Source organism: Amycolatopsis sp. YIM 10 (assembly GCF_009429145.1).
GTDB lineage: Bacteria > Actinomycetota > Actinomycetes > Mycobacteriales > Pseudonocardiaceae > Amycolatopsis.
In genome coordinates this window covers 4990461-5011403 of record NZ_CP045480.1, presented here as the reverse complement: position 1 = coordinate 5011403, position 20943 = coordinate 4990461, and the positions used below count along the sequence as shown (strand labels likewise).

At 70.6% G+C, this 20943-nt stretch carries 20 protein-coding genes; 9 read left to right on the top strand and 11 right to left on the bottom strand.

Annotated elements, in window-relative coordinates:
• Positions 1-78: 78 nt before the first annotated feature.
• Both katG and YIM_RS23865 read right to left on the bottom strand, forming a co-directional pair.
• A complete protein-coding gene (gene katG, locus YIM_RS23870) occupies positions 79-2355 on the bottom strand; it encodes a catalase/peroxidase HPI (RefSeq protein ID WP_153032459.1) in 2277 nt (758 codons plus the stop codon).
• 24 nt (positions 2356-2379) lie between these two features.
• Positions 2380-2802, bottom strand: a complete 423-nt coding sequence (locus tag YIM_RS23865; RefSeq protein ID WP_153032458.1) for a Fur family transcriptional regulator — start codon at positions 2800-2802, stop codon at positions 2380-2382.
• A 120-nt stretch (positions 2803-2922) separates the two neighbouring features.
• On the opposite strand from YIM_RS23865, the gene YIM_RS23860 reads away from it, so the two are divergent.
• Complete coding sequence (locus YIM_RS23860) at positions 2923-3300, top strand: hypothetical protein (RefSeq protein WP_153032457.1); 378 nt, start codon at positions 2923-2925, stop codon at positions 3298-3300.
• Entirely contained in the window at positions 3300-3974 is a 675-nt protein-coding gene (locus tag YIM_RS23855; protein WP_153037203.1) for a DUF6766 family protein, read from the top strand. The genes YIM_RS23860 and YIM_RS23855 overlap by 1 nt, the downstream gene beginning before the upstream one ends.
• Positions 3975-3979: 5 nt before the next feature.
• Here YIM_RS23855 and YIM_RS23850 read toward each other — a convergent pair whose 3' ends face one another.
• On the bottom strand, positions 3980-4495 hold the full coding sequence (locus tag YIM_RS23850) for a TetR/AcrR family transcriptional regulator (protein WP_153032456.1): 516 nt from the start codon (positions 4493-4495) through the stop codon (positions 3980-3982).
• Positions 4496-4547: 52 nt separating this feature from the next.
• Here YIM_RS23850 and YIM_RS23845 point away from each other — a divergent pair, with 52 nt between their 5' ends.
• A complete protein-coding gene (locus YIM_RS23845; RefSeq protein ID WP_153032455.1) occupies positions 4548-4898 on the top strand; it encodes a VOC family protein in 351 nt (116 codons plus the stop codon).
• A 3-nt stretch (positions 4899-4901) separates the two neighbouring features.
• Here the strand turns inward: YIM_RS23845 and YIM_RS23840 are convergent, their stop codons facing one another.
• Both YIM_RS23840 and YIM_RS23835 read right to left on the bottom strand, forming a co-directional pair.
• Positions 4902-6071 carry an LLM class flavin-dependent oxidoreductase gene (locus YIM_RS23840; RefSeq protein ID WP_153032454.1) on the bottom strand — a complete coding sequence of 390 codons (1170 nt, stop codon included), beginning with the start codon at positions 6069-6071 and terminating at the stop codon, positions 4902-4904.
• An 89-nt stretch (positions 6072-6160) separates the two neighbouring features.
• A complete protein-coding gene (locus tag YIM_RS23835; RefSeq protein ID WP_153032453.1) occupies positions 6161-6736 on the bottom strand; it encodes a DUF4232 domain-containing protein in 576 nt (191 codons plus the stop codon).
• A gap of 109 nt (positions 6737-6845) precedes the next feature.
• On the opposite strand from YIM_RS23835, the gene YIM_RS23830 reads away from it, so the two are divergent.
• Positions 6846-8180, top strand: coding sequence for a ferric reductase-like transmembrane domain-containing protein (locus tag YIM_RS23830; RefSeq protein ID WP_228004938.1), 1335 nt, complete (start codon positions 6846-6848; stop codon positions 8178-8180).
• A gap of 26 nt (positions 8181-8206) precedes the next feature.
• Here YIM_RS23830 and YIM_RS23825 read toward each other — a convergent pair whose 3' ends face one another.
• Both YIM_RS23825 and YIM_RS23820 read right to left on the bottom strand, forming a co-directional pair.
• The gene (locus tag YIM_RS23825) at positions 8207-9127 is read right to left on the bottom strand and encodes a VCBS repeat-containing protein (RefSeq protein ID WP_228004937.1); all 921 of its coding nucleotides are present in this window, start codon (positions 9125-9127) and stop codon (positions 8207-8209) included.
• A 105-nt stretch (positions 9128-9232) separates the two neighbouring features.
• The gene (locus YIM_RS23820) at positions 9233-10399 is read right to left on the bottom strand and encodes an MFS transporter (RefSeq protein WP_153032451.1); all 1167 of its coding nucleotides are present in this window, start codon (positions 10397-10399) and stop codon (positions 9233-9235) included.
• Positions 10400-10453: 54 nt separating this feature from the next.
• Between YIM_RS23820 and YIM_RS23815 the strand changes: the two genes are divergently transcribed.
• Positions 10454-11191, top strand: a complete 738-nt coding sequence (locus YIM_RS23815; protein ID WP_153032450.1) for a helix-turn-helix transcriptional regulator — start codon at positions 10454-10456, stop codon at positions 11189-11191.
• A 69-nt stretch (positions 11192-11260) separates the two neighbouring features.
• Here the strand turns inward: YIM_RS23815 and YIM_RS23810 are convergent, their stop codons facing one another.
• Together YIM_RS23810 and YIM_RS23805 are read right to left on the bottom strand one after the other, a co-directional pair.
• Positions 11261-12145 carry a glycoside hydrolase family 19 protein gene (locus YIM_RS23810; RefSeq protein WP_153032449.1) on the bottom strand — a complete coding sequence of 295 codons (885 nt, stop codon included), beginning with the start codon at positions 12143-12145 and terminating at the stop codon, positions 11261-11263.
• A 226-nt stretch (positions 12146-12371) separates the two neighbouring features.
• Positions 12372-15473, bottom strand: a complete 3102-nt coding sequence (locus YIM_RS23805) for a discoidin domain-containing protein (RefSeq protein WP_153032448.1) — start codon at positions 15471-15473, stop codon at positions 12372-12374.
• A 90-nt stretch (positions 15474-15563) separates the two neighbouring features.
• Here YIM_RS23805 and YIM_RS23800 point away from each other — a divergent pair, with 90 nt between their 5' ends.
• Positions 15564-15974, top strand: coding sequence for a hypothetical protein (locus tag YIM_RS23800; RefSeq protein ID WP_153032447.1), 411 nt, complete (start codon positions 15564-15566; stop codon positions 15972-15974).
• A 127-nt stretch (positions 15975-16101) separates the two neighbouring features.
• Positions 16102-16659, top strand: coding sequence for an RNA polymerase sigma factor (locus tag YIM_RS23795; RefSeq protein WP_153032446.1), 558 nt, complete (start codon positions 16102-16104; stop codon positions 16657-16659).
• A gap of 6 nt (positions 16660-16665) precedes the next feature.
• On the opposite strand, the gene YIM_RS23790 is transcribed toward YIM_RS23795, so the two are convergent.
• A complete protein-coding gene (locus YIM_RS23790) occupies positions 16666-18915 on the bottom strand; it encodes a tetratricopeptide repeat protein (RefSeq protein WP_228004936.1) in 2250 nt (749 codons plus the stop codon).
• 167 nt (positions 18916-19082) lie between these two features.
• Between YIM_RS23790 and YIM_RS23785 the strand changes: the two genes are divergently transcribed.
• The gene (locus YIM_RS23785; RefSeq protein ID WP_153032444.1) at positions 19083-19538 is read left to right on the top strand and encodes a carboxymuconolactone decarboxylase family protein; all 456 of its coding nucleotides are present in this window, start codon (positions 19083-19085) and stop codon (positions 19536-19538) included.
• A 38-nt stretch (positions 19539-19576) separates the two neighbouring features.
• A complete protein-coding gene (locus tag YIM_RS23780; RefSeq protein ID WP_153032443.1) occupies positions 19577-20020 on the top strand; it encodes an iron chaperone in 444 nt (147 codons plus the stop codon).
• Here the strand turns inward: YIM_RS23780 and YIM_RS23775 are convergent.
• Positions 19997-20926 (bottom strand): LysR family transcriptional regulator, encoded by a 930-nt coding sequence (locus YIM_RS23775; RefSeq protein WP_153032442.1) that lies wholly within the window; start codon positions 20924-20926, stop codon positions 19997-19999. The genes YIM_RS23780 and YIM_RS23775 overlap by 24 nt on opposite strands.
• Positions 20927-20943 lie beyond the last annotated feature (17 nt).

Here is a 20943-nt window from a genome sequence, read left to right as displayed (position 1 = left end):
CGCATCCGGCCGATCACCGGTCAAACTCCGGGTTCGGCGCCCGGCCGGTCATCGGCGGACCGGCCGGGCGCCGCCGGATCAGGCCAGGTCGAACCGGTCCAGCTCCATCACCTTGGTCCAGGCCGCGACGAAGTCGGCCACGAACCGGTCGCGGGCGTCCTGGCTGGCGTAGACCTCGGCCAGCGCACGCAGCTGCGAGTTGGAACCGAAGATGAGGTCGACCGCGGTGGCGGTCCACTTCACCTCGTCGGTGGCCGAGTCGCGGATCTCGTAGACGTTCTCCTCGGATTCCGAGCCCTTCCACCGGGTGCCCGGCGAGAGCAGGTTGACGAAGAAGTCGTTGCTGAGCACCCCGGGCCGGTCGGTGAGCACGCCGTGCGCGGCACCGCCGTGGTTGGCGCCGAGCGCACGCAGGCCGCCGACGAGAACGGTCATCTCGGGCGCGGTCAGGTCGAGCATGTAGGCGCGCTCGACCAGCAGCACCTCCGGCTGGAGCTTCTCGCCCCGGCGCAGGTAGTTGCGGAACCCGTCGGCACGCGGCTCGAGGACCGCGAACGACTCGACGTCGGTCTGCTCCTGGGTGGCGTCGGTACGGCCGGGGCGGAACGGCACGGTCACGTCGAACCCGCCGTCACGCGCCGCCTTCTCGACCCCGGCCGAGCCCGCCAGCACGATCAGGTCGGCGAGCGAGATCTTCGCGCCACCCGCGTCGTTGAACTCCCGCCGGATGCCTTCGAGGGTTTCCAGCACCTTCGCGAGTTCCTCCGGCTGGTTGACCTCCCATCCGCGCTGCGGTTCGAGCCGGATGCGCGCGCCGTTGGCGCCACCGCGCTTGTCGGTGGAGCGGAAGCTCGCGGCCGAGGCCCAGGCGGTGGTGACCAGCTGAGCGGTGCTCAGGCCGGAGTCCAGGACCTTCGCCTTGAGCGCGGCGATGTCGCTGTCGCCGACGAGTTCGCCCTCGACCGCGGGCACCGGGTCCTGCCACAGCTGCGGTTCGGGCACCCACGGACCGAGGAACCGGCTGACCGGGCCCATGTCGCGGTGCAGCAGCTTGTACCAGGCCTTGGCGAAAGCCAGTGCGAACTCGTCGGGGTTCTCCAGGAAGCGGCGGGAGATCTTCTCGTACGTCGGGTCCACCCGGAGCGCCAGATCGGTGGTGAGCATCGTCGGCTTGTGCTTCTTGGCCGGGTCGTGCGCGTCCGGGATGATCGCCTCGGCGTCCTTGGCGACGTACTGCTTGGCGCCACCGGGGCTGGTGGTGAGTTCCCATTCGTAGCCGAAGAGGATCTCGAAGAAGCGGTTGCTCCACTGCGTCGGCTTGTCGGTCCACGTCACCTCGAGACCGCTGGTGATCGCGTCGGCGCCCGCGCCGCTGCCGTGCGTGCTCAGCCAGCCGAGGCCCTGCGCCTCCAGCGGGGCGGCCTCGGGCTCCGGGCCGACGTGGTCGTCGGCGACACCCGCGCCGTGGGTCTTGCCGAAGGTGTGGCCACCGGCGATCAGCGCCACGGTCTCTTCGTCGTTCATCGCCATCCGGCCGAAGGTCTCCCGGATGAAGTGGGCCGCGGCGGCCGGGTCCGCATTGCCGCGGGGCCCCTCGGGGTTGACGTAGATGAGCCCCATCTCGGTGGCGCCGACCTCGGGCGCCATCTCCGAGTCACTGACGTAGCGCTCGTCGCCGAGCCAGTCGTCCTCCGGGCCCCAGAAGATCTCCTCGGGCTCCCAGACGTCCTCGCGGCCGAAACCGAAGCCGAAGGTCTTGAAGCCCATCGACTCCAGTGCCACGTTCCCGGCGAGCACGAGGAGGTCCGCCCAGGAGATCGACTGGCCGTACTTCTGCTTGACCGGCCACAGCAGGCGGCGGGCCTTGTCCAGGTTGGCGTTGTCGGGCCAGCTGTTGAGCGGGGCGAAGCGCTGGGCGCCGTCACCGGCACCGCCGCGGCCGTCGTGGATGCGGTAGGTGCCCGCGGCGTGCCAGCTCAAGCGGATCATCAGGCCGCCGTAGTGGCCGAAGTCGGCGGGCCACCAGTCCTGCGAGGTGGTGAGCACCTCGACGATGTCCTGCTTGAGGGCGTCGACGTCGAGCTTGGCGAACTCGTCGCGGTAGCTGAAGTCCTCCCGCAGCGGGTTGCCCTTGGCCGAGTGCGTGTGCAACACCGAGAGGTCGAGCTGGTTGGGCCACCAGTCCCGGTTCGTGCGCGGACGGCCCCCGGTCTTCGCGGTCGGCGAGTCGATCGCCGGGTTCTCGCTCTCACTGCCGTGCGAGGTCACCGAGTCGTGCGCGACCGGGCAGCCTGCCGCGGCCTTCTCGTCAACACCCTGCGCGCTGGCCGGGGTGTTGTCCTGGGTGGAGCTCATCTGATTCCTTCCGAAGTGGCGGTTTCATCGGGAACTGGCGGCCGCGCAGCCGGGGCAGGTGCCCCAGAAGACGACCTCCGCCTCGTCGATCACATACCCGTGGTCGTCCGAGGCGGTGAGGCAGGGGGCGGGACCGACGGCGCAGTCGACGTCCGCGATCGCCCCACAGGAGCGGCAGACCACGTGGTGGTGGTTGTCGCCGACACGGGCTTCGTAGCGGGCCGTGGCGCCGGCGGGCTGGATGCGCCGCACGAGACCGGCCTCGGTGAGCGCGCGCAGCACGTCGTAGACCGCCTGGTGGGACACCGAGGGGTGCTCGGCCCGGACCAGCGCGATCACTTTTTCCGTGTCGACGTGCGGGTGGTCCTGGAGCGCGGCGAGCACCGCCAGCCGAGGCCGGGTCACGCGCAACGAGACAGCCCGCAGCTGTGCCTCGAAATCCGACATCACCGCAAACCCTAGGACCGTTGTCTGGAACGAGTCAAATTCTGCGGTGTACCCACCCGGGTGAACCGATCCGGGCGCTTCGGCGGGCGTCGCTCCCGGGGCGAGAGTAGTTTCGGAGCCGTGCGTTGGGTCTGGATTCCGGCCGCGGCAGCGCTTCTGCTCACCGGTTGCGCCCCGGCGGCGGATCCCGTCGTCCGGGACACCGCGCAGCGCTTTCTCGACGCCGACCCGGCCACCGCGTGCGGCCTGCTCTCACCCCGCGCGATGGAGGACCTGACCCGGCACGGGCGGGAAACCTGCCCCGACGCCCTGCCCGGGGTACGGGCACCGGCGGGCAGCGTCACCGAGGTGACCGTCTGGGGCTCCGACGCCCAAGCCAAGGCCGTGGCGGAAACCCTGTTCCTGCACGAATACGAGGACGGCTGGCGGATCACCGGCGGCGGCTGCACCCCCACCGCGCCGGAGGCCCCCTACCGCTGTCTCATCGGCGGCCCGTGATGCGGCGATTCCTGCGCGACAACGGACTCGGCCTCACGTTCGGGCTGCTGTTCCTGCTCGCCCTGACCGGGCAGGCGTTCGCCGGGCACGCCGACTTCTCCGAGCGCCAGATCGCCGACGGCGGCGCCCCGGTCGGCATGGCCGAGTACCTGACCTCCGCGGACTTCGCCGTGGACGTGGCCGAGAACTGGCAGTCCGAGTACCTCCAGTTCCTGCTCTACGTGGTCGCCACCGTCTACCTGGTCCAGCGCGGCTCCCCCGAGTCCAAGCCGGCCGGCCGGATCGGCACCGAAAGCGACCGCGACCAGCTCGTCGGCGCCCACGCCACCAGCCGCTCGCCGAGCTGGGCCCGCGCCGGCGGCTGGCGCACCGCGGTGTTCTCCCGTTCACTCGGTCTGGTGATGGGGGTGCTGTTCCTGGCCACCTGGACCGCGCAGTCGGTCGCCGGGCTCGCCGCCTACAACTCCGAGCAGCTGCTCGCCTTCGCCGACCCGGTCACCTGGTTCGACTACCTCGGCTCCCCCGACTTCTGGAACCGTTCCCTGCAGAACTGGCAGTCCGAATTCCTCGCGCTCGGCTCGATGGCCGTGCTCTCGGTCTACCTGCGCCAGCGCGGCTCGCCCGAATCCAAGCCGGTCGGCGCCCCGCACTCGGCCACCGACGAAACCGGCTGAGCCGCTCACTTTCCGGGGTCGAGAACGAACGCCAGCGACGCGCGTGCGGTTGCGGCGGGCGTGCCGCCCGCGACCACCAGCAGCGCCGCCCGCCAGGCCGCGGCCAGCATGTCCGCGGCGGGCGCCTTGTGCTTGGTCAGCAACGGCCGCAGTGCCGCGGCGACCGGGTCGTCGCGCTCCACCGGCGGTTGCTCGCCGAGGATGCGGCACACGGTGAACCGGACGGCGGCGTCGAAGGCCACCAGCAGCGCCGCCCGCACCGCGGGGTGCCCGCGCTCCCCCGCCGCGGCGGCGGCCCCCTCCATCCGCTCGACGATCCGCTTCTCCAGGTCTTCGCGAACCAGTTGGTAGAGGCCGAGCTTCGAGCCGAAGTGGTGGTACAGCGCGCCGGTGGTGACGCTCGCCTTACCGGCCAGCTCGACGACGTTGACCGCCTCGTAGCCGCTGAGTTCGAAGTGGTGCATGGCCGCCTCGATGAGCCTGGCCTTGGCCGAACCCGGGATCGGCACCCATTCGCGCATGGCCTCAGCATAACCGGTTGACGGCATCCCGTAATCCATTTACGGTCACGCCATGAAACTCACCTTCCTGTACCAACCCGTGAAGGACATCAAGCAGTCGGTCGCCTTCTACCGGGACACGCTCGGCTTCGACGAGTCCTGGCGGGAGGGCGAGCAGACCGTGGCGTTCAAGCTCCCGGGCACGGAGGTCGAACTGATGCTCGACGTGCCGCCGGACGACGGAGCGCGGTGGAGCGCGGGCGGTTTCTACGCCGTCGACAGCGTGGACGAGTTCCGGCGGTCGCATCCCGAACTCGACTGGCAGGGCGAGATCGACATGCCGGGTGGCAAGGGCGCGACCTTCCTCGACCCGAACGGCACCGCGGTCCACCTGTTCGACCAGAGCGCCGCCGGGCCGGAGTAGCGGTCAGCTCAGTTCGGGGATCAGCTCGCCGATCAGCCGGATGCTCTTGAGCACCTTGTCGTGCGGGATTCCGCCGATCTGCTGCAGGCACATCATCCGGTCGATCCCGAGATCCGCGTACGCGCGCAGTTTCCGGCGGCAGGTGTCCGGGCTGCCCACGATCAGGGAATCCTGCGCGCTCAGCACGGTGAAGATCTCGTCGTCCGGTACCGCCTCGCCCTGCAGGATCCGGGCGATCAGCAGATTCGCCTCGGTCGGCTCGGCCCGCGCCTCCTTCCGGAGGAACTCGCCGGTGAGACCACCACCGTCGGGCGCGGCCGCGATCTCCTCCTGGCGGGCGTTGAGCCGGACGAACTCGCTGGCCGCTTCGAAGAAGGTCAACGCGGTCACCGTGTACCAGGCCGCAGCCGCGGCGGCACCGTTGCGCATCGCCTCCTCGTCGGTGTCCGCGCAGTGCACGAAGGTGAAGAACCCGACCTGGTTGTTGACGAACGCGCCCATCGGATCGGTGCACTGCCCGGCCGCCGCCCGGTACAACTCGACCAGCCTGCCCGCGCGTTCCAGCGACTCCCACATCGTCGTGCCCAGCACACCGACGCCGCGACGGCCGGCCTCCTCGAACGAAGGCGCGCTCGCCGCCGCCTGCCACAGCGGCGGATGCGGCCGCTGCACCGGTTTGGGTGAAATCGGCACGTCGTCGACGCGGTAGTGCTCGCTGTCCCAGGAGAACCGGTCCGAGGTCCACATCCGCGGCACCATCTCGAACGCCTGCTGCGTCTGAGCGCGGGCGTCCTCCGGCTCGATGCCGAACAGGCGCCATTCCGGGATCGTCGACCGGGTCAGGCCGAGTTCGACCCGGCCACCGCTGAGGTGGTCGAGCGTCGCCGCGCGCTCGGCGACGCGGATCGGGTGGTTGAACCGGCCGGGAGCGAGCACCGCGGCGTGGCCGAGCCGGATCCGGCTGGTGCGCTGCGACAACGCGGCGAGCATCAGTTCGGGCGCCGAGGACAGGCTGAACTCGCCCGCGCCGTGGTGTTCGACCTGCCACCAGCAGCCGTAACCGAGTTCGTCGGCGAGCACGGCCTGTTCGAGAGCCTGGCCGAACCTGAGTTCTTCGTGCCCGGCCCGCCACGGCCGCGGGTTCTGGATCTCGTTGAACAAGTCGATCTTCATCAACGGCCTCCGTCTGCTCGGCTCACCGAGGGATCAGTCAGCGACCGCGACCACCGCGTTACACAAGTCGCACGTTCGGCCCAGCCCGGTCAGCTGCGGACGGCCCACGGGTTCACCGCGAGGCGCCCGGTGTTGCCGAGGTCGATGCCGCCGCGCGGGGTGACGAGCTGGCCCGGTTCTCCCGCCGCCGCGGCGATCTCGAAGTACTGACCGTTCGTCGCGGGCGCGTTCGGGTCGGTCACCGTGTTGCGCCACAGCAGTCGCGCCGTCACCTGCCCACCGGGCGGCACCGTCACCGGCCGGGGCGGAACGTCGTAGCTGTCGGGTGCGCTCACCGGCTCCGACCCGTTGCCGACCGTGATGTCGAGCGGCTGCCGCTCCGCGTCCAGTACCCGCACCACGGGAAAGCCGTTCGCGGTGTAGTCGCGGGTACCGCAGTTGGTCAGGACGATCCCGAGCGCCCGCAGGCCCATGGCGCCGTCCACCTCACCGGCGGTGATCCTGACTCCCGGCTCCGGGCAGCCGGGCTCCGCGCTGGTCGCGGACGGCGAAGGAGCGGGAGGCGGCGACGGCTCGGGGCTGGTGCAGGCGGCGAGCACCGCGGTCGCGCCGAGCAAGGTGCTCAGACCACGGATCGTCCGCCGCCGGAAGACAACTGAGTTCACCGATCGAGCTTTCCACGACCGGTTCCGGCTTGATCAACGGGCCTGGCGCACTCGCGTCGCTCAGTACATACTTGCCCCCCGATTCGACCACACGGCGAGAGGTAGCGAAGTGGCGACGAGCGCACAGGTACGGCGAGGCTCGTTGTCGCCGGTGGTTCAGGCACGGCTGGCGCTGTGGGCGTTCCTGGTCGTCAACGTGGCGATCGTCGAGTTCCTGTTCTTCACCTCGGGCACGGGCAAGAACGACCTCCTCACCGTGGCCAAGTTCTTCGGCCTGCACGCCGCCCTGCTGCTGATCTGCCAGTTGCTGCTGGTGGCCAGGCTGCCGTGGCTCGACCGGCGGATCGGCATGGACCGGTTGACGGTGTGGCACCGGTGGATCGGGTTCACCATGTTCTGGACCGTGCTCACCCACGCGACGATCGTCGTGCTCGGTTACGCGGCGCTGGACGGCGTCTCGGCGGGGAAGACGTTCTTGGCGCTGGCCGGGGTCCCGGCTTCACTGCTGGGCATGCTCGCCGCCGCCCTCGTGGTGCTGACCGCGGCGGTCTCGATGCGGTACGTGCGCCGCAAGCTGCGGTACGAGGTCTGGCACGGACTGCACATGTCGCTGTACCTCGCACTGGTGCTGGCCTTCGTCCACCAGTTGCTGGAGACGACGACGTTCTGGTCGTCCACGTTCGCGATGGCCTACTGGTGGGCGCTGTGGTTGCTGGCCATCGGCTCCCTGGTCACCGGGCGGATCATCCTGCCGGTCTGGCGCAACGCCTACCACCGGTTCCAGGTCGCCGCGGTCGTGCCGGAAGCACACGACGTCGTGTCGGTGCACATCACCGGCCGCCACCTGGACAAGCTTCCCGCGCAACCCGGCCAGTTCTCGATCTGGCGGTTCCCCGGGCACCGGCACTGGTGGCTGGCCAACCCGTTCTCGCTGTCGGCCGCGCCCAACGGCCGGTCGCTGCGCCTGACCGCCAAGGCGGTCGGCAGCGGCAGCGCCGGCCTGCGGCAGCTGAAGGCGGGGACCAGGGTGTTCATGGAAGGTCCGTACGGCTCGTTCACCGCACGGCACCGGACCAAGCACGGCATCCTGCTGATCGCCGGCGGCGTGGGCATCACCCCGATCCGCGCACTGCTGGAAGCCGATCCGACCGGCAACGTCGTGGTGCTCTACCGAGTCCGTGACGAGCGCGAAGCCGTACTCCTGCACGAGGTTCGGCAGCTGGTCGAGGTCCGCCGCGGCCGGTTGCACCTGCTCACCGGCCGGACCGCGCAGGGCGCCCGGCCGTTCGAGCCGGGCGCCCTGCACCAGTTGGTTCCCGACATCGCGGAGCGGGACGTCTACGTCTGCGGCCCGCCCGCGATGACGGCTGCCGTGGAGAAGTCGCTGCGGGCGCTGAACGTGCCCAACAGCCAGGTGCACGCCGAGAAGTTCAGCATGGCCTGAGTCGATCCCCACGATCTCTTCCGGCTTCAGCCGAAGTTGCCGGTGGCGACGGCCTTCCAGTCGTTCGCGCAGCCGGCGCCGCACGTCCAGGACAGGCGCGGGTCACCGGTGACACCGCCCTTGCCGTCCAGCGTCCACGTCGCGACCTCACCCGTGGTGGCGTTGTGCCAGGCCACATCGTTCTTGAAGTCGTTGCTGAAGTCGTTGACCGCGACGATCTTCCACTGGTTCGCGCAGTCCGGCCCGCACGTCCAGGACAGCTTCAGCGCACCGGTCACCGTCTGCTTGCCGTTGGTCAGCCACGCCGACACCTCGCCGGTGGTGGCGTTGTGCCACAACAGGTCGTCGAGGTGGTCCTCGTTGAGATCACCGGCACCGGTCACCTTCCACTGATTGGCACAGCCGGGGCCGCACGTCCAGGAGAGGCTGGGATCGCCGGTCACGTGCCCCTTGCCGTCGAGCAGCCACGTGCTCACCGCACCGGTGGACGCGTTGTGCCACACGATGTCCGACTTGTTGTCGGCGTTGAAGTCGCCGATCGCGACGGCCTTCCACTGGCTCGCGCACGCGGGGCCACACGTCCAGTCCAGTTTCAGCGCCGAGGTGACGGTGCCCTTGCCGTCCAGGATCCACGCGGACAGCTCGCCCGTGGTGGCGTTGTGCCACAGCACGTCGGAGGTGAAGTCGTTGTTGAAGTCACCGCCGCCGACCACGCGCCACTGGCTCGCGCATTCGGGCCCGCACGGCCAGGACAATCTGTTCTCCCCCACCACCTTCCCGTGACCGTCGGTCAGCCAGGCGCCCAGCTCGCCGGTCTTCGCGTTGTGCCACAACAGGTCCGCGTTGCCCGCGGCGGCCTGGGCCGGGGCGGCGGTGAACGCGAACGCCGCCGCGGCGACCGCGAGCGCGGCGCCGATCCTGGTTCCCATCCTTGTTCGCGCTGACATGGTTGATCCCCCTCTTGTTGATGTTGGTGCCGGACACGACAAGAAGAATCGCCCGGCCAGGGGAGATCGTGAACACCAAGATTTGGGGGGTTGACAGCACACCGGTCAGGCTCGCGGGGAAACGGGAACCCGCCCCGCGACGGCGGGTTCCGGCAGCGTGCGGGCCACGAGCCAGCTCAGCGCGGGCAGCACGATCAACGGGATGAGTGCCGTCCGCAGCGAGGTGTGGTCGGCGAGGGTGCCGATCAGCGGGCTGGCGAGGCCACCGATGCTGACGGTAAGCCCCAGGGTGACACCGCCGGCCGTGCCGACCCGCGTGGGCAGGTAGTCCTGCGCGAGCGTGACCTGCAGGGAGAACGGGACGTAGAGACCGGCCGAGGTCAGCAGGACGAACACGTGGAACAGCGGACCGGGCACGAACACGACGCCCGCGAGCGTGCCGATGGTGCACAGGTACGACCAGCGCACCACGGCGACCCGGTCCCAGCGGTTGGCCAGCCTGCTCCCCAGCACGGTGCCCACGGCCCCGCCGAGGTAGAGCAGGAACAGCGACACGCTGCCCGCCACGACTCCGCCCGCGACGCGCTGCTGGGCGTAGAGCGAGATGAACGTGCCGAGCCCGACGAACACGATCGAGCGGAAAACCACCACCAGGGACAGCTTCCCGAACGAAACCTTGTCGTCGGCACGGCCGGAGCCCGTCATGCCAGCGCTGGTGCGCGCGGGCCTGTGCAGCGCCCGCAGGACGGGCAGGCACAGCACGCTGCCGGCCAGGGCGGGCACCACCAGCAACGGGGACAGCCGCAACCCACCGGCCGCCACGACCGCGGTGACCATCAGGGGCGCGACGGCGAATCCGAGGTTCCCGCCGAGGGAGAACCAGCCCATCGCGGTGTGCCTGCCCTCGCCGGCGATCCGCGCCACCCGCGCGGCCTCCGGGTGGTAGGCGGCAACCCCGATGCCGGACACCGCCACAAAAACCAGCGTCAGCGCGTAGGAACCGCTGATCCCGCTCAGCGCGATGCCCAGCCCGCCGAGAAAGGTGCTCACCGGCAGCAGCCACGGCATCGCCCACCGGTCGGTCAGCGCGCCGAACAACGGCTGCGCGACCGAGGACAACAGAGAAGCCGCGAGCACGATGCCCGACACCGCCGCGTACCCGTAGGCGCGCTCGGCGACGAAGAAGGGCACCAGCGCGGCCACCGAACCCTGGTAGACGTCCACGCAGGCATGCCCTGCCGACAGCAGGATGATCGACTTGTTCCGAGACACCCGATCATGCTCGCCGTCCCGGCCGGTGTCGCACTTCCGATAAAATGCCAGCCTATGTCGGAAATCCGCCACATGCCGGTAGCTCCGACCCGGATGCAGCCGCTGGCCCCGGGTACCGGCATCGACGCGCACCGGCACGACGACCACCAGATCGTCTACGCCGCCCGCGGTGTCCTGGCCATCACGACCGACCGGGGTTCCTGGGTCGCCCCCGCCACCCGCGCCATCTGGGTGCCCGCCGGCACCGTGCACGCCCACCAGGCGCACGGCGCGCTCGAACTGCACCTGGTCGGGCTGCCCGCCACCGACAACCCGCTGGGCCTGGCCGAACCCACCGTGCTGGCCGTAGGGCCGCTGCTGCGTGAACTGATCCTCGCCTACACCCGCCCGCCGCACGACGACTCCGCGGAACGGCGGCGGCTGCGCGCGGTCCTGCTCGACCAGCTCCGCGCCTCACCGCAGCAACCGCTGCACCTGCCGACGCCCACCGACCCCCGGCTGCGCGAGCTGTGCGCGCTCCTGCACGCCGACCCGGCCGACAACCGGACGCTGGCCACGCTCGGCGCGCGGGTCGGCGCGAGCGACCGCACCCTGGCCCGGCTGTTCAAGGCCGACCTCGGGATGACCTTCCCGCAGTGGCGCACCCAGCTGCGGCTGCACCGCGCGCTCGTGCTGCTGGCCGAAAACACCCCGGTGACCACCGTGGCGCACGCCTGCGGGTGGTCGTCGGCCAGCGCGTTCATCGACGTCTTCCGGCGCGCCTTCGGGCACACCCCGGGAACGCACCGCTGACGGCCGATAACAGCCGGAAGGGCCCCGCACCGCGTCGTGGGCGGTGCGGGGCCCGGTCCGGCGCACGGGTCAGCAGTAGAGGTTGCCGCCGGGCGCGACGCCGAGAATGCCGGTGAACTGCTGGTACTTGGTCACCCGGCTCTGCACCTGGGCGGGATTGCCGCCGTTGCACTCGATGCTGCCGTTGATGCTGCGAATGGTCTCACCGAAACCGCGGCTGTTGACCATCGCGTTGTGCGGGGTCATCGTGCCGGGGCCGTTCTGGGTCATCCAGTACCAGATGGCGGTCTTCCAGGCGACCGCCGCGTCGTTCTGCACCAGCCACGGATTGGTCAGCAGCGGCAGGCCCAGCGCGTCACCGGCGGCCTTGTAGTTGAAGTTCCAGCTCAGCTGGATCGGACCGCGGCCGTAGTACGCGGCGTTGCCCGCCGGACAGCCGTAGGACTGGCTCGTGTCGCAGTAGTGCGGGTAGTTCGCCTGGTTCTGCTCGACGATGTGGACCAGGCCGCCGGTCTCGTGGCTGACGTTCGCCAGGAAGGCCGCCGCCTCCTGCTTCTTGATGGTGTCGCTGCCGGTGCCCGAGAAAGCCGGGTAGGCGCCGAGGGCGGTGATCAGGCCGTTGTAGGTGTAGAAGGGGTTCCGGCTCGGGAACATCTGGTTGAACTGGGCCTGGCTGACCACGAAGCCGGACGGGTCCGGCGGGTTGGTCGAGCCGCCGCAGGTGCCCTGGTCGGCCCAGACCTGGGCGGTACCGGGGGTTTCGTTCTGCGTCCACCACTTGGCGGACCAGTTGCGCCCGTTGTACGAGGCGGTGTCACCGCCCCAGTAGACCGCACTGGCGTTCCACGGGGTCACGCACTCCGCCGCGACGGCGGGCTGGGCGGGGACCACCACGGCGATCGTGGTGGCGGCGAAGGTGGCGGCGACCGCCGCGAGCAAGCGTCTCAGAGACAAGATCGGCTCCTTCGAACTGGGGGGGGACCGGACGGGGGAAGTGGTCTATACCTTTGCGGTATCTGCACAGGTATAGACCACTGCACACAAAAAACCAACCGAAAGCAGCGCGGAACTGCCTGTTCGGCCGCGCTTCAGCAGCCGGACGGCCTAGCACTTCCCCCGACCGGGCCGTCCGGCGTTGTTCGCCGGACTGGCGAAGTACGTCGGATTTCCCGGACAGGCCCTAGCTGATCCGGAGGCTGGTGAGGGTCGTCGCCGGTGTGCCGTGTACTCGCACTGCCACGTACCGGGCGGAACCGTTGAGCGGCACCGTGCCGCGCCGTCGGCGGGGTGGTGCCGGAGCGGGCGTGTAGGTCCGCCCGTCGACGCTGGTTTCGACGGTCACGTCCGGCACCTGGTCGCCGGTCCAGGTCAGTTCGGCCTCGCCGAGTGACCGCACGGCGCCGAGGTCGACGACCATCCGGCCATCGGTGCCCGGCTGCCAGGACGTCCGGTCGTTGTCGTCGACCGCGGCGCTCGGTGCGGACATTCCGGCGGGCAGCGGCTCCGCCGGGAACACCGTGGCTCCCAGCGCGAGATCGCCGAGCGGGTACGGCCGGGTCGTGCGCGCGGTGACCGTGACCGTCCGGCCGCCGGGGATCGCGACCTGCCGCGCGGGTTCACCGGCAGGTTGTACCTGGCACCGGATCACGTCCCCGGCGGGCGCGGTGAGCCGGACCGTGGCGGCGTCGGCGACCGAGGCCCGCAGCCCGGTCCGCAGGCCGTCGACACGGACGGTGAACCACGCCGGTTCGACCCGCCCTTCCGCCGCGGCCAGCGAAACGGTCAGCGCGCTACCGTCCTTTGTGGTCACTTGGTCACCGCGGTACAGCGGGACCACACCATCGGCGGCGGGCAGCGCGACGGTCGTCGTGGCAGTCGAGCCGGAGAGGTTGAGCAGGACGAGGTGTCCGTCGATCACCGAACTCCGCACCGCGGCGAGGTCGGCCACGGGCCTCGTCACCGCAACGGGAAGGGCGCGGGGATGGCATTCGACCAGCAGCGGCGCCGCGGCACCGTCGGACAGCAAGATCTGGTCGCCGGTGACGGTGATCGGGTGCGGTGAACCGGTCACCGTGAACCCGGCACGGCCGTCGACGTCGAGCCAGCCGCCCGTGGTGCTGACCGCCGGTCGCGGATGGGTCGCGGCCTCGGTCCAGGTGGCCCCGTCCGGCGAGGTTTCGATGCGGTAGCGGCGCCCCGCCGCGGCTTCCCACACGATCTTGACCCGATCGAACTCCACTGCCGAGCCGAGATCGACCGCGAGCCAGCTGTCCGCCCGCGGACGGTCCGCTGTGGACACAGCCCAGCGGGTGGTGGCATTGCCGTCGATCGCGTATTTCGCCTCCCTGCCCGGCGAAGCCGACGAAGCCGAGGCAGTACCCGCCCTGGCGAGATCGGTTCCGCTCGCCCCGTCGCGGACTTCGAACGACCACAGGGAATACCCGTACGTCGGATCGGGCCGCACGCCGAGCATCCGCACGTACCGCGCCGTCACCGCGGGGAACGCAACCTCATCGGTGCGCCCTCCCGACGGCGGTGCGGGAGTGACCGGGACCGCAACCGAGCCCTCGGCCGTGCGATAGGTGCGGCTGCCGGTCAGCCCCGGCACGCCGGGCATGTCGAGGTTGTACACCGACACCGCGCCCTCCCCCGCCGCCAGGCCGGTGGTCGCGTAGACCGCTGCGCCGGAGGGCAGGGTGGCGAAACCGGCGTAACCGTTGTCGAACTTCAGCACCGCCGCGGTCGCGTCGAAACCGTGGCGCACCTTTGTCCAGGCCACGGCGTGCCGCTCGGTCACCTTCAAAGACGTCGACGGCAGGAACATAGGCGTGGAGCCGCTGACGCCGAACAACCAGTCGTCGTGGCGCGGTTGCCAGGCGAATTTCGTGTAGCCGGGTTTGCTCACCGCCGCCGCCCACGCGGCAGGCGACCGGTGAACCAGCAATCCCGGCGCGGCGCCGAAGTCGCGCGTGCCCACCGCATGTGCGTCGAATTCCGCCTGGCTCACCGGCTCGACCGGGCCGCCGTGGCTCGCCCGCCATTCGTGCAGCAGGTAGCTGATCGCGATCTCCGCCCGGGCTTCGGGCTCGTACTTCGGCTCACCGGAGAACTTGGTGAGCCGATCGACCGGCGGGTATGCCTGGTACGGCTGAAGACGCTCGGCCAGCTGTGCCTCCGCCCTTGCCGCGTAACGATCTCCGAGCACCTGGGCCCGGAAGGCGAGCGGGAGCACGTCGCGACCGTAGAGGTGCTCGCGGTCGGCCACCATCGGCATCAGCGGCTCGCCCGCGTCGCTGGCCATCAGCAGCATGGTGTGCCACAGCCGTTCACCGTTGGGCTGCGCGGTGAGCACCTCCGGCAGCGGCTGCCCGGCCAGCAGGAAGTGCAGCGCGTTGCGCCCGGACGTGCGCCACAGTTCTTCCTGGTAGTGCGGGCCGAACGAGCCGTGGTTCTCGACCAGGAACGTGTCGTACAGGTTCTCCGCGGTGTTGGCCGAGATCGGCACACCGTCGACCAGTCGCGGATTGGCCAGGTCCGCGGGCGGGAGACCGGCTTCGTTGCGGCTCCACCGGCCGAACCACTCCCGCCACGCGGCGGCCCGCGGCTCCGACGGCGCCCACGCGATGCCCGGGGCCAGCGCCTGGGTGTAGACGCCCATTTCCTCCAGCTTCGTGTCCCCGGCGTACCCGCCGGAGAGGCCACGCGGCGTCCAGTCGCCGGACATCGGGTCGTCGCCGGAGCCCAGGTCCGCGGTGTAGTCCGACTGGCCGATCGCGATCCGGTCCAGATTCGCCCTGGTGGCGGCGTCGAGGTCCGCCCACAGGAGGCGGCCGGCGAGCTGGAAGTAGGACTGGAAGGTGGTGTCGAAGAACAGCCTGCGTCCCCACTCGGTCCCGCCGGTCACCCGGTTCGACCGGGCGAAGTGCCGGATGGTGTCGACGGTGTGCCGGTGCAGCACGTCGCGTTCGACGCCCGCGACCGTCGCGTCGTAACCGTCGCGGGTCAGCAGCACCGCGTTGCCGAGAACGACCGCGAAGGTGAAGTCCTTGGCCGGGTAGATCCCCGCGGCCTGGTCGAACTGCTGCTCGGCCCAGCGTGTGTGCCGCAGCAGCGCCGCGTGGTAGGTCGCCGCCACCTCGTCCGGGGCTGGTCCACGCCGTCCCTCGAGTGCCGTGGACTGCCGCGCCCGGGCGGCGGGTGTCACCAGCCCGGCGGCCACGAGCGCGAGCCCGCCCGCGCCGAAAGCTTGCAGGACTCTCCGGCGAGAAGGCTCAGTGCTCATGGTCTCCACCCGTATGACAACGTTGTCAGCTGCGCGTTGTCAGCAAGCATCGCAGGATCGCGCTCACCGCGGCAAGACCTTGATCAGGACGTGACCGAGTCGATCAACCTGTTGCAGCGGAGTCGCAGCGCCCATTCCATCGCGGCGAGCGCACCGGCGGGGGTGCCGCTGCTCGAACCTCGCCCGCAGCCCTTCCTGCGAACTGCGGTGAGGGCGCAGTGCCCGCTCTTCGCCGTGCTCGGGCACGAAGTGCATGCGCTTGAGCCCGACGGCACTGGTCGCGACCTCGATGACACCGCCGGGCACCGGAAAGGTCGCCGGCAGGTTGGCGCGGTAGAACTGAGCACCGTCCCGGTACAACGCGACCGGACTGCGGCCGGCGCCTTCTTCGTGCTGCCTCTCGCACCGGGCCTGACCCGGCCCCGTTGCCAGCGCCGTTCGAACTTCTTGACCATTTTCGCTCGGTCAAAACCACGCGGGGCCGGTCAGCCGAAAGTGTGAGCACCACGACGGCTCGGAGAGCACAAAGGACCACTCACGGTTTTTCGCGCAGCCGATGATCTTCGCCGACCGGGTACCCCGGTACGTTTCGCCGGAAAGCCGGAAACGAACAAGGAGAACCAGCGCGTTGCCTCCGACCACCAACGAAAGACTGACCGACGCGGCCCTGATGGACGCGGTGCGAGCGGGCAACCTGCTGGCTTACGGAGTGCTGTGCCAACGACACGCCGAGCACGCGCACGGTTTCGCCAAGGGCCTCCACCAACTGCTGGCCACCATCCATCGCCTGGCCGGAGATCAACCCGGCGTGCCGACAGCGGAAGAAAACCTGGTCCGCCGGTGGTATGCCCAGCTCGCCGACACGGCCTTCCGGCAACTCCCACCGCGCTGGCAACTCGTGCTCTGGCACCTCGAAACCGGACGATCGTCCACTGAGGACCTCGCTGCCGTGCTGGGCACCTCACCCGGCGGCGCCGCCGCGCTGATCAAGCGCGTCCGCGCCGACATTCAAGCGCGAACCCCCTTCGCGGACCGTTGCCCGGCCTGGCCCCAGACGCGCATCTGGCTCGGTGAACCCCGATCACGCCACCGGGACCCGGACGCCGAAGAACACATCGCCACCTGCGCCAGCTGCCTCTCCGCCTCGATTCGCCTGCTGAAAGCCAAACCGCCACGGTCTCGGTGAGCGTGGTCAGCGGTTGTTCTCGATGGCATTCCGTGCGGTGCGGGCGAGGTTCTCGTCGTGAGGCCGGTTCAGTTTCCGCGCGAGTTCGATGATGCGATCCAGTAGAGCCAGCGCTTCCTCGGAGCGACCGGCGGCACGGCAGGTTTCGGCGTAGCTGTGCAGGCAGTCGATCTCCAGCTGCACCTCGGCCAGTGGTTCCAGCAGTTCGAAAGCCCGCCGGTGGTGTTCGAGCGCCTTCTCCGGTGAACCCGCGACACGCAACGCCACCCCGAGGTAGTTGTGGCACCATGCCTGGTTGTGCTGCAAGTTGTGCTGCTCGGCCAAGTGCAGGGCCTCGTGCAGGGCGCGCTGTGATTCCGCCGGGTCGTCCGGCGCGAGTGCCACACCGAGCGTGACCAAGCCGGTGATCCGCCCGGGTCCGTCGGCCATGGCCACGGAAGCGCGCGCGAGTTCGATGGCCTCGGTGGGCTGACCGAGGTGAAAGGTCACCCAGCCGTCGAATGCCAAGGCCTGGGTCTGCCCGGGCCGTTGCCCGAGCTTTTCGAACAACTCGCGTGCCCGGCGAAACTGCGTCCGCGCCGCGTCGAGGTCGCCGAGATCGCGCCGCACGAAGCCGAGGCGCAGCGCCAGACCGGCGGCGAGTTGGTCGTCCGGTTCGGACCGTTCGGCCTGGTCGTAGGCGGACAACGCCTCGGTGAGGCGGCCGGCGGCGGCACGGGTGAAGCCCAGGTCCGAGAGCAGCGAAGCCCGTTCCTGGCCACGTCCCAGCCGTCCCGCGGCGGCCGCGGCGGCTTCGAGTAGCCGGGCCTGGTCGTCGGTGCCGCGGTGCCGGAAGAACCAGACCCGCATGGCCTGCGGCAGTGCCGCCACCACCTCGTCCACGCCGAGCCGCACGGCCGCGTCGAAGGCGGCGATCAGGTTTGTGTATTCGAGGTCGAACCAGGCCATCGCCCGCGCCGGATCCCCCGGTGACGGTTGCGCGCGATGCGGTGACGGCAACGTCTGCTCGTGGGCGACCGCCTGGGCGAGGTAGTGGTCCAGCACCCGGCGCACGGCGGCGTCGGCCTGCCCCGCGTCCTCCTCGGCGGCGAGGTCGGCCGCGTAACGCCGGATCAGGTCGTGCATCCGGTACCGGCCCGGGGAAAGCTCCTGGACCAAGTGGGCGTCGACCAGTTCCTCCAGCACCGCGTCCACCTCGGCCGGGCGCAGACCGGCCAGCGCGCCGGCGGCCGCCGCGTCGAAGTCCTCCCCCGGCAGCACCCCCAGCAACCGGAACACCCGCCGCTGGGTCGCGTCCAGTTGCTGCGAGGACATGCCGAACACCGCGTCGAAGCGCCCGGCGTTGTCGCGCAGGCGTTCGGCGAGCACCGCCACCGTCCAACCCGGACGGTGGCGGAGCCGGGCGCCCGCCATCCGCAGCGCCAGCGGGAGCCCGCCGCACTGCTCGAGCACCTGGCCGACGGCGTCCTCCCCGGCGAGCGCGAGCCCGGCCGCGCGGCCGAACAGGTCCGCCGCGTCGGCGTCGGCCAGCGGTTCCAGCGACACCGGCGGCACCCCGTCCAGGCTGACCAGCCGATGGCGGCTGGTGATCAGCACCGCCGACTTCCCGGCACCGGGCAGCAGCGGTCGCACCTGCTCGGCGTCGACCGCGTTGTCCAGCACCACGAGCGCCCGCCGCCGGGACAGCTCCGACCGCCACAGCGCCGCGCGCTCGGCGGTGTCGTCCGGTGGCCGCGTGACGTCGAGCGCGGCCAGCAACCTCCCCAGCGCGGTCCGCGGTTCCAGCGGTTCCTGGCCCGGGGTGAAACCGTGCAGATCGAGGTAGAGCCCGGCGTCCGGGTACGCCGACGCCAGCCGGTGGCCCACGTGCACGGCGAGGCTGGTCTTGCCGACGCCGCCCATGCCGTCGATCGCGACCGCGCCCGCGGTACTCAGCAGCTCCTCGACCCGCGCGGACTCGGCTTCCCGGCCGGTGAAGTCGAACAGGTCGGCGGGCAGGTCGTTGCGGCGCGGTGGCGGCGCCGCCCCGGCCTTGGTCGCTTCGGCCCACAGCGGGCGCAGCGGGCGCGGATCCCGCGCCACCACCCGGCACAACGCCACGACCGCTTCCCACGGCGGGACGAGCCTGCCGGTCAGGTACCGGGACAGCGACGAGCTGCTCAACCCCGCCTTGGTGGCGAGGGCACGCAGGCTGAGGCCGCTCAGCTCCTTGATCTTGGCGAGCTGGGCGACCAGCCGCTCCTGAGGGCTGGACACGCGGAACACCGTAGCCGTCCCGCCCCGGCGAACCGGATCAAAGCCTCGTTTGTGCTGGTGAGGGCGTTTCCGCGTGTCCCACGGTGTCCCACGGAGGACGCGGGCCGGGGTGCGCGGGTGGTCGGATTGCTCCTGTCAGCGAGACACCCCGACCAAGGAGGAAGCGAATGTCCACCGAACGCATGCCGAACCCCGCGATGCTGGTCCCCGGCGCGATGGAAGCACTGATGGCGGTCAACCGGGCCATCGAGGGGTCCGGAGTGGACGGTGGGCTGCTGGCGCTGAGCCACCTCCGGGCCAGCCAGCTCAACGGCTGCGGCCCGTGTGTGGCGGGCGGTGTCCACCAGGCCCGCCGGAACGGCGTGACCGACGACCAGGTGCACGCCGTCGCCGCGTGGCGTGAGACGCCCTGGTTCAGCGACGAGCAGCGCGCCGCACTGGCGCTGACCGAGGCCGTGACGCGGCTCGCCGACCGGCCGGACCCCGTTCCGGACCAGGTGTGGGACGTGGCCGCCAAGCACTTCGACCACCGGGAACTGGCCGCACTGCTGCTGAACATCGCCATCACCAACGCCTTCAACCGGCTCAACGCGCCGACCCGGCAGCAAGCCGGCCAGTGGTGATCCGGAACCGACGCTCGAACTCCCCGAAAGGAACGATCATGACCAGCAAGACCAGCACCGAGAATTACGACGGCTTCACCACCGAAGAGCGCGACGCGATGAAGGAGCGCGCCAAGGAGCTGAAGACCCGCGCCCGCCGCGGCGCCAAGGCCGACACCGAGCCCGAAGTCCTCGCGAAGATCGCCACCCTGCCCGAATCCGACCGCGTGATCGCCGAGCGGCTGCACGCGGTGATCAAGGCCAACGCGCCCGGCCTCACGCCGAGGCTCTGGTACGGGATGCCCGCCTACGCCCGTGACGGCAAGGTCGTCTGCCACTTCCAGCCCGCCTCGAAGTTCAAGACCCGGTACGCCATGCTCGGCTTCAGCGACCAGGCGAACCTCGACGACGGCGACATGTGGGCCTCCTGGTTCGCACTGGCCGACCTGACCCCCGCGGTCGAGAAGCGGCTCGGCAAGCTACTGAAGCAGGCGGTGAGCTGACCGCGGCGTGAACCTGGCCGCGCTCTCGGCGAGCAGGGACACCATCGTCGTGACGTGTGACGGCGGGCGGTCGCGGTGCACGGTGTGGATCTCGCGCACCGGCCGCCTGCCGGTCAGGTCGCGCACCACCAGCCCGTCCCGGTCGGCTCCGGCGAGCAGCGTGTCCGGCACGAAGGACACGCCGAGCCCCGCCCGCACGAGCGCGAGGATCACCGCGTAGTCCCGGGTTTCGTAAGCCACGCGTGGCGACACCCCGGTTTCGGCCACCAGGCTTTCGAAGCACACCCGGCTCGGTGCGGTGTCGTCGCCGGAGATCCAGTCGTCCTCGGCGAAGTGCTCGAACCGCGGCCGCCGGGCGTTTGCCAGCGGGTGATCCGAGGGCAGCACGAGGCGCAGCCGGTCGGCCAGCAGCGGGCGCCGCGCGAGGCCGCGGGCGGGCGGCAGGCGGACGCCGGGATAGCGGTGGGTGATCAGCAGGTCGAGGTCACCGGACAAAACCAGGTCGTAGCCGTCGGGCGGTTCGAGATCGGTCAGGCGCAGCCGGGTTCGCGGGTGCGCTTCGCGGAAGGCGCGGAGCGCGGGCGGGACCAGCACCTGCCCCGCCGTCGCGAACGCGCCGATGCTCAGGTCGGCGGCCGGTCGTTCGCGCAGTTCGGCGATGGCCAGCTCGGCGGCCCGCAGCTCACCCGTGATCGCCTCGCCGTGTGCGACCAGCAGCCGTCCGGCTTCGGTCAGCGCGGCGCCGGTGGGCCGCCGGTCGAGCAGCGCGCAGCCGACCTCGCGTTCGAGCCGGGCGAGCTGCTGCGAGAGCGCGGACGGGGTGAACCCCATGCGCCGCGCGGCGGTGGCGATGGATCCGGCGTGCGCGACCTCGACCAGCACCCGCAGCCGTTCAGCGGTGATCACCCAGTAAGTATCGCTAA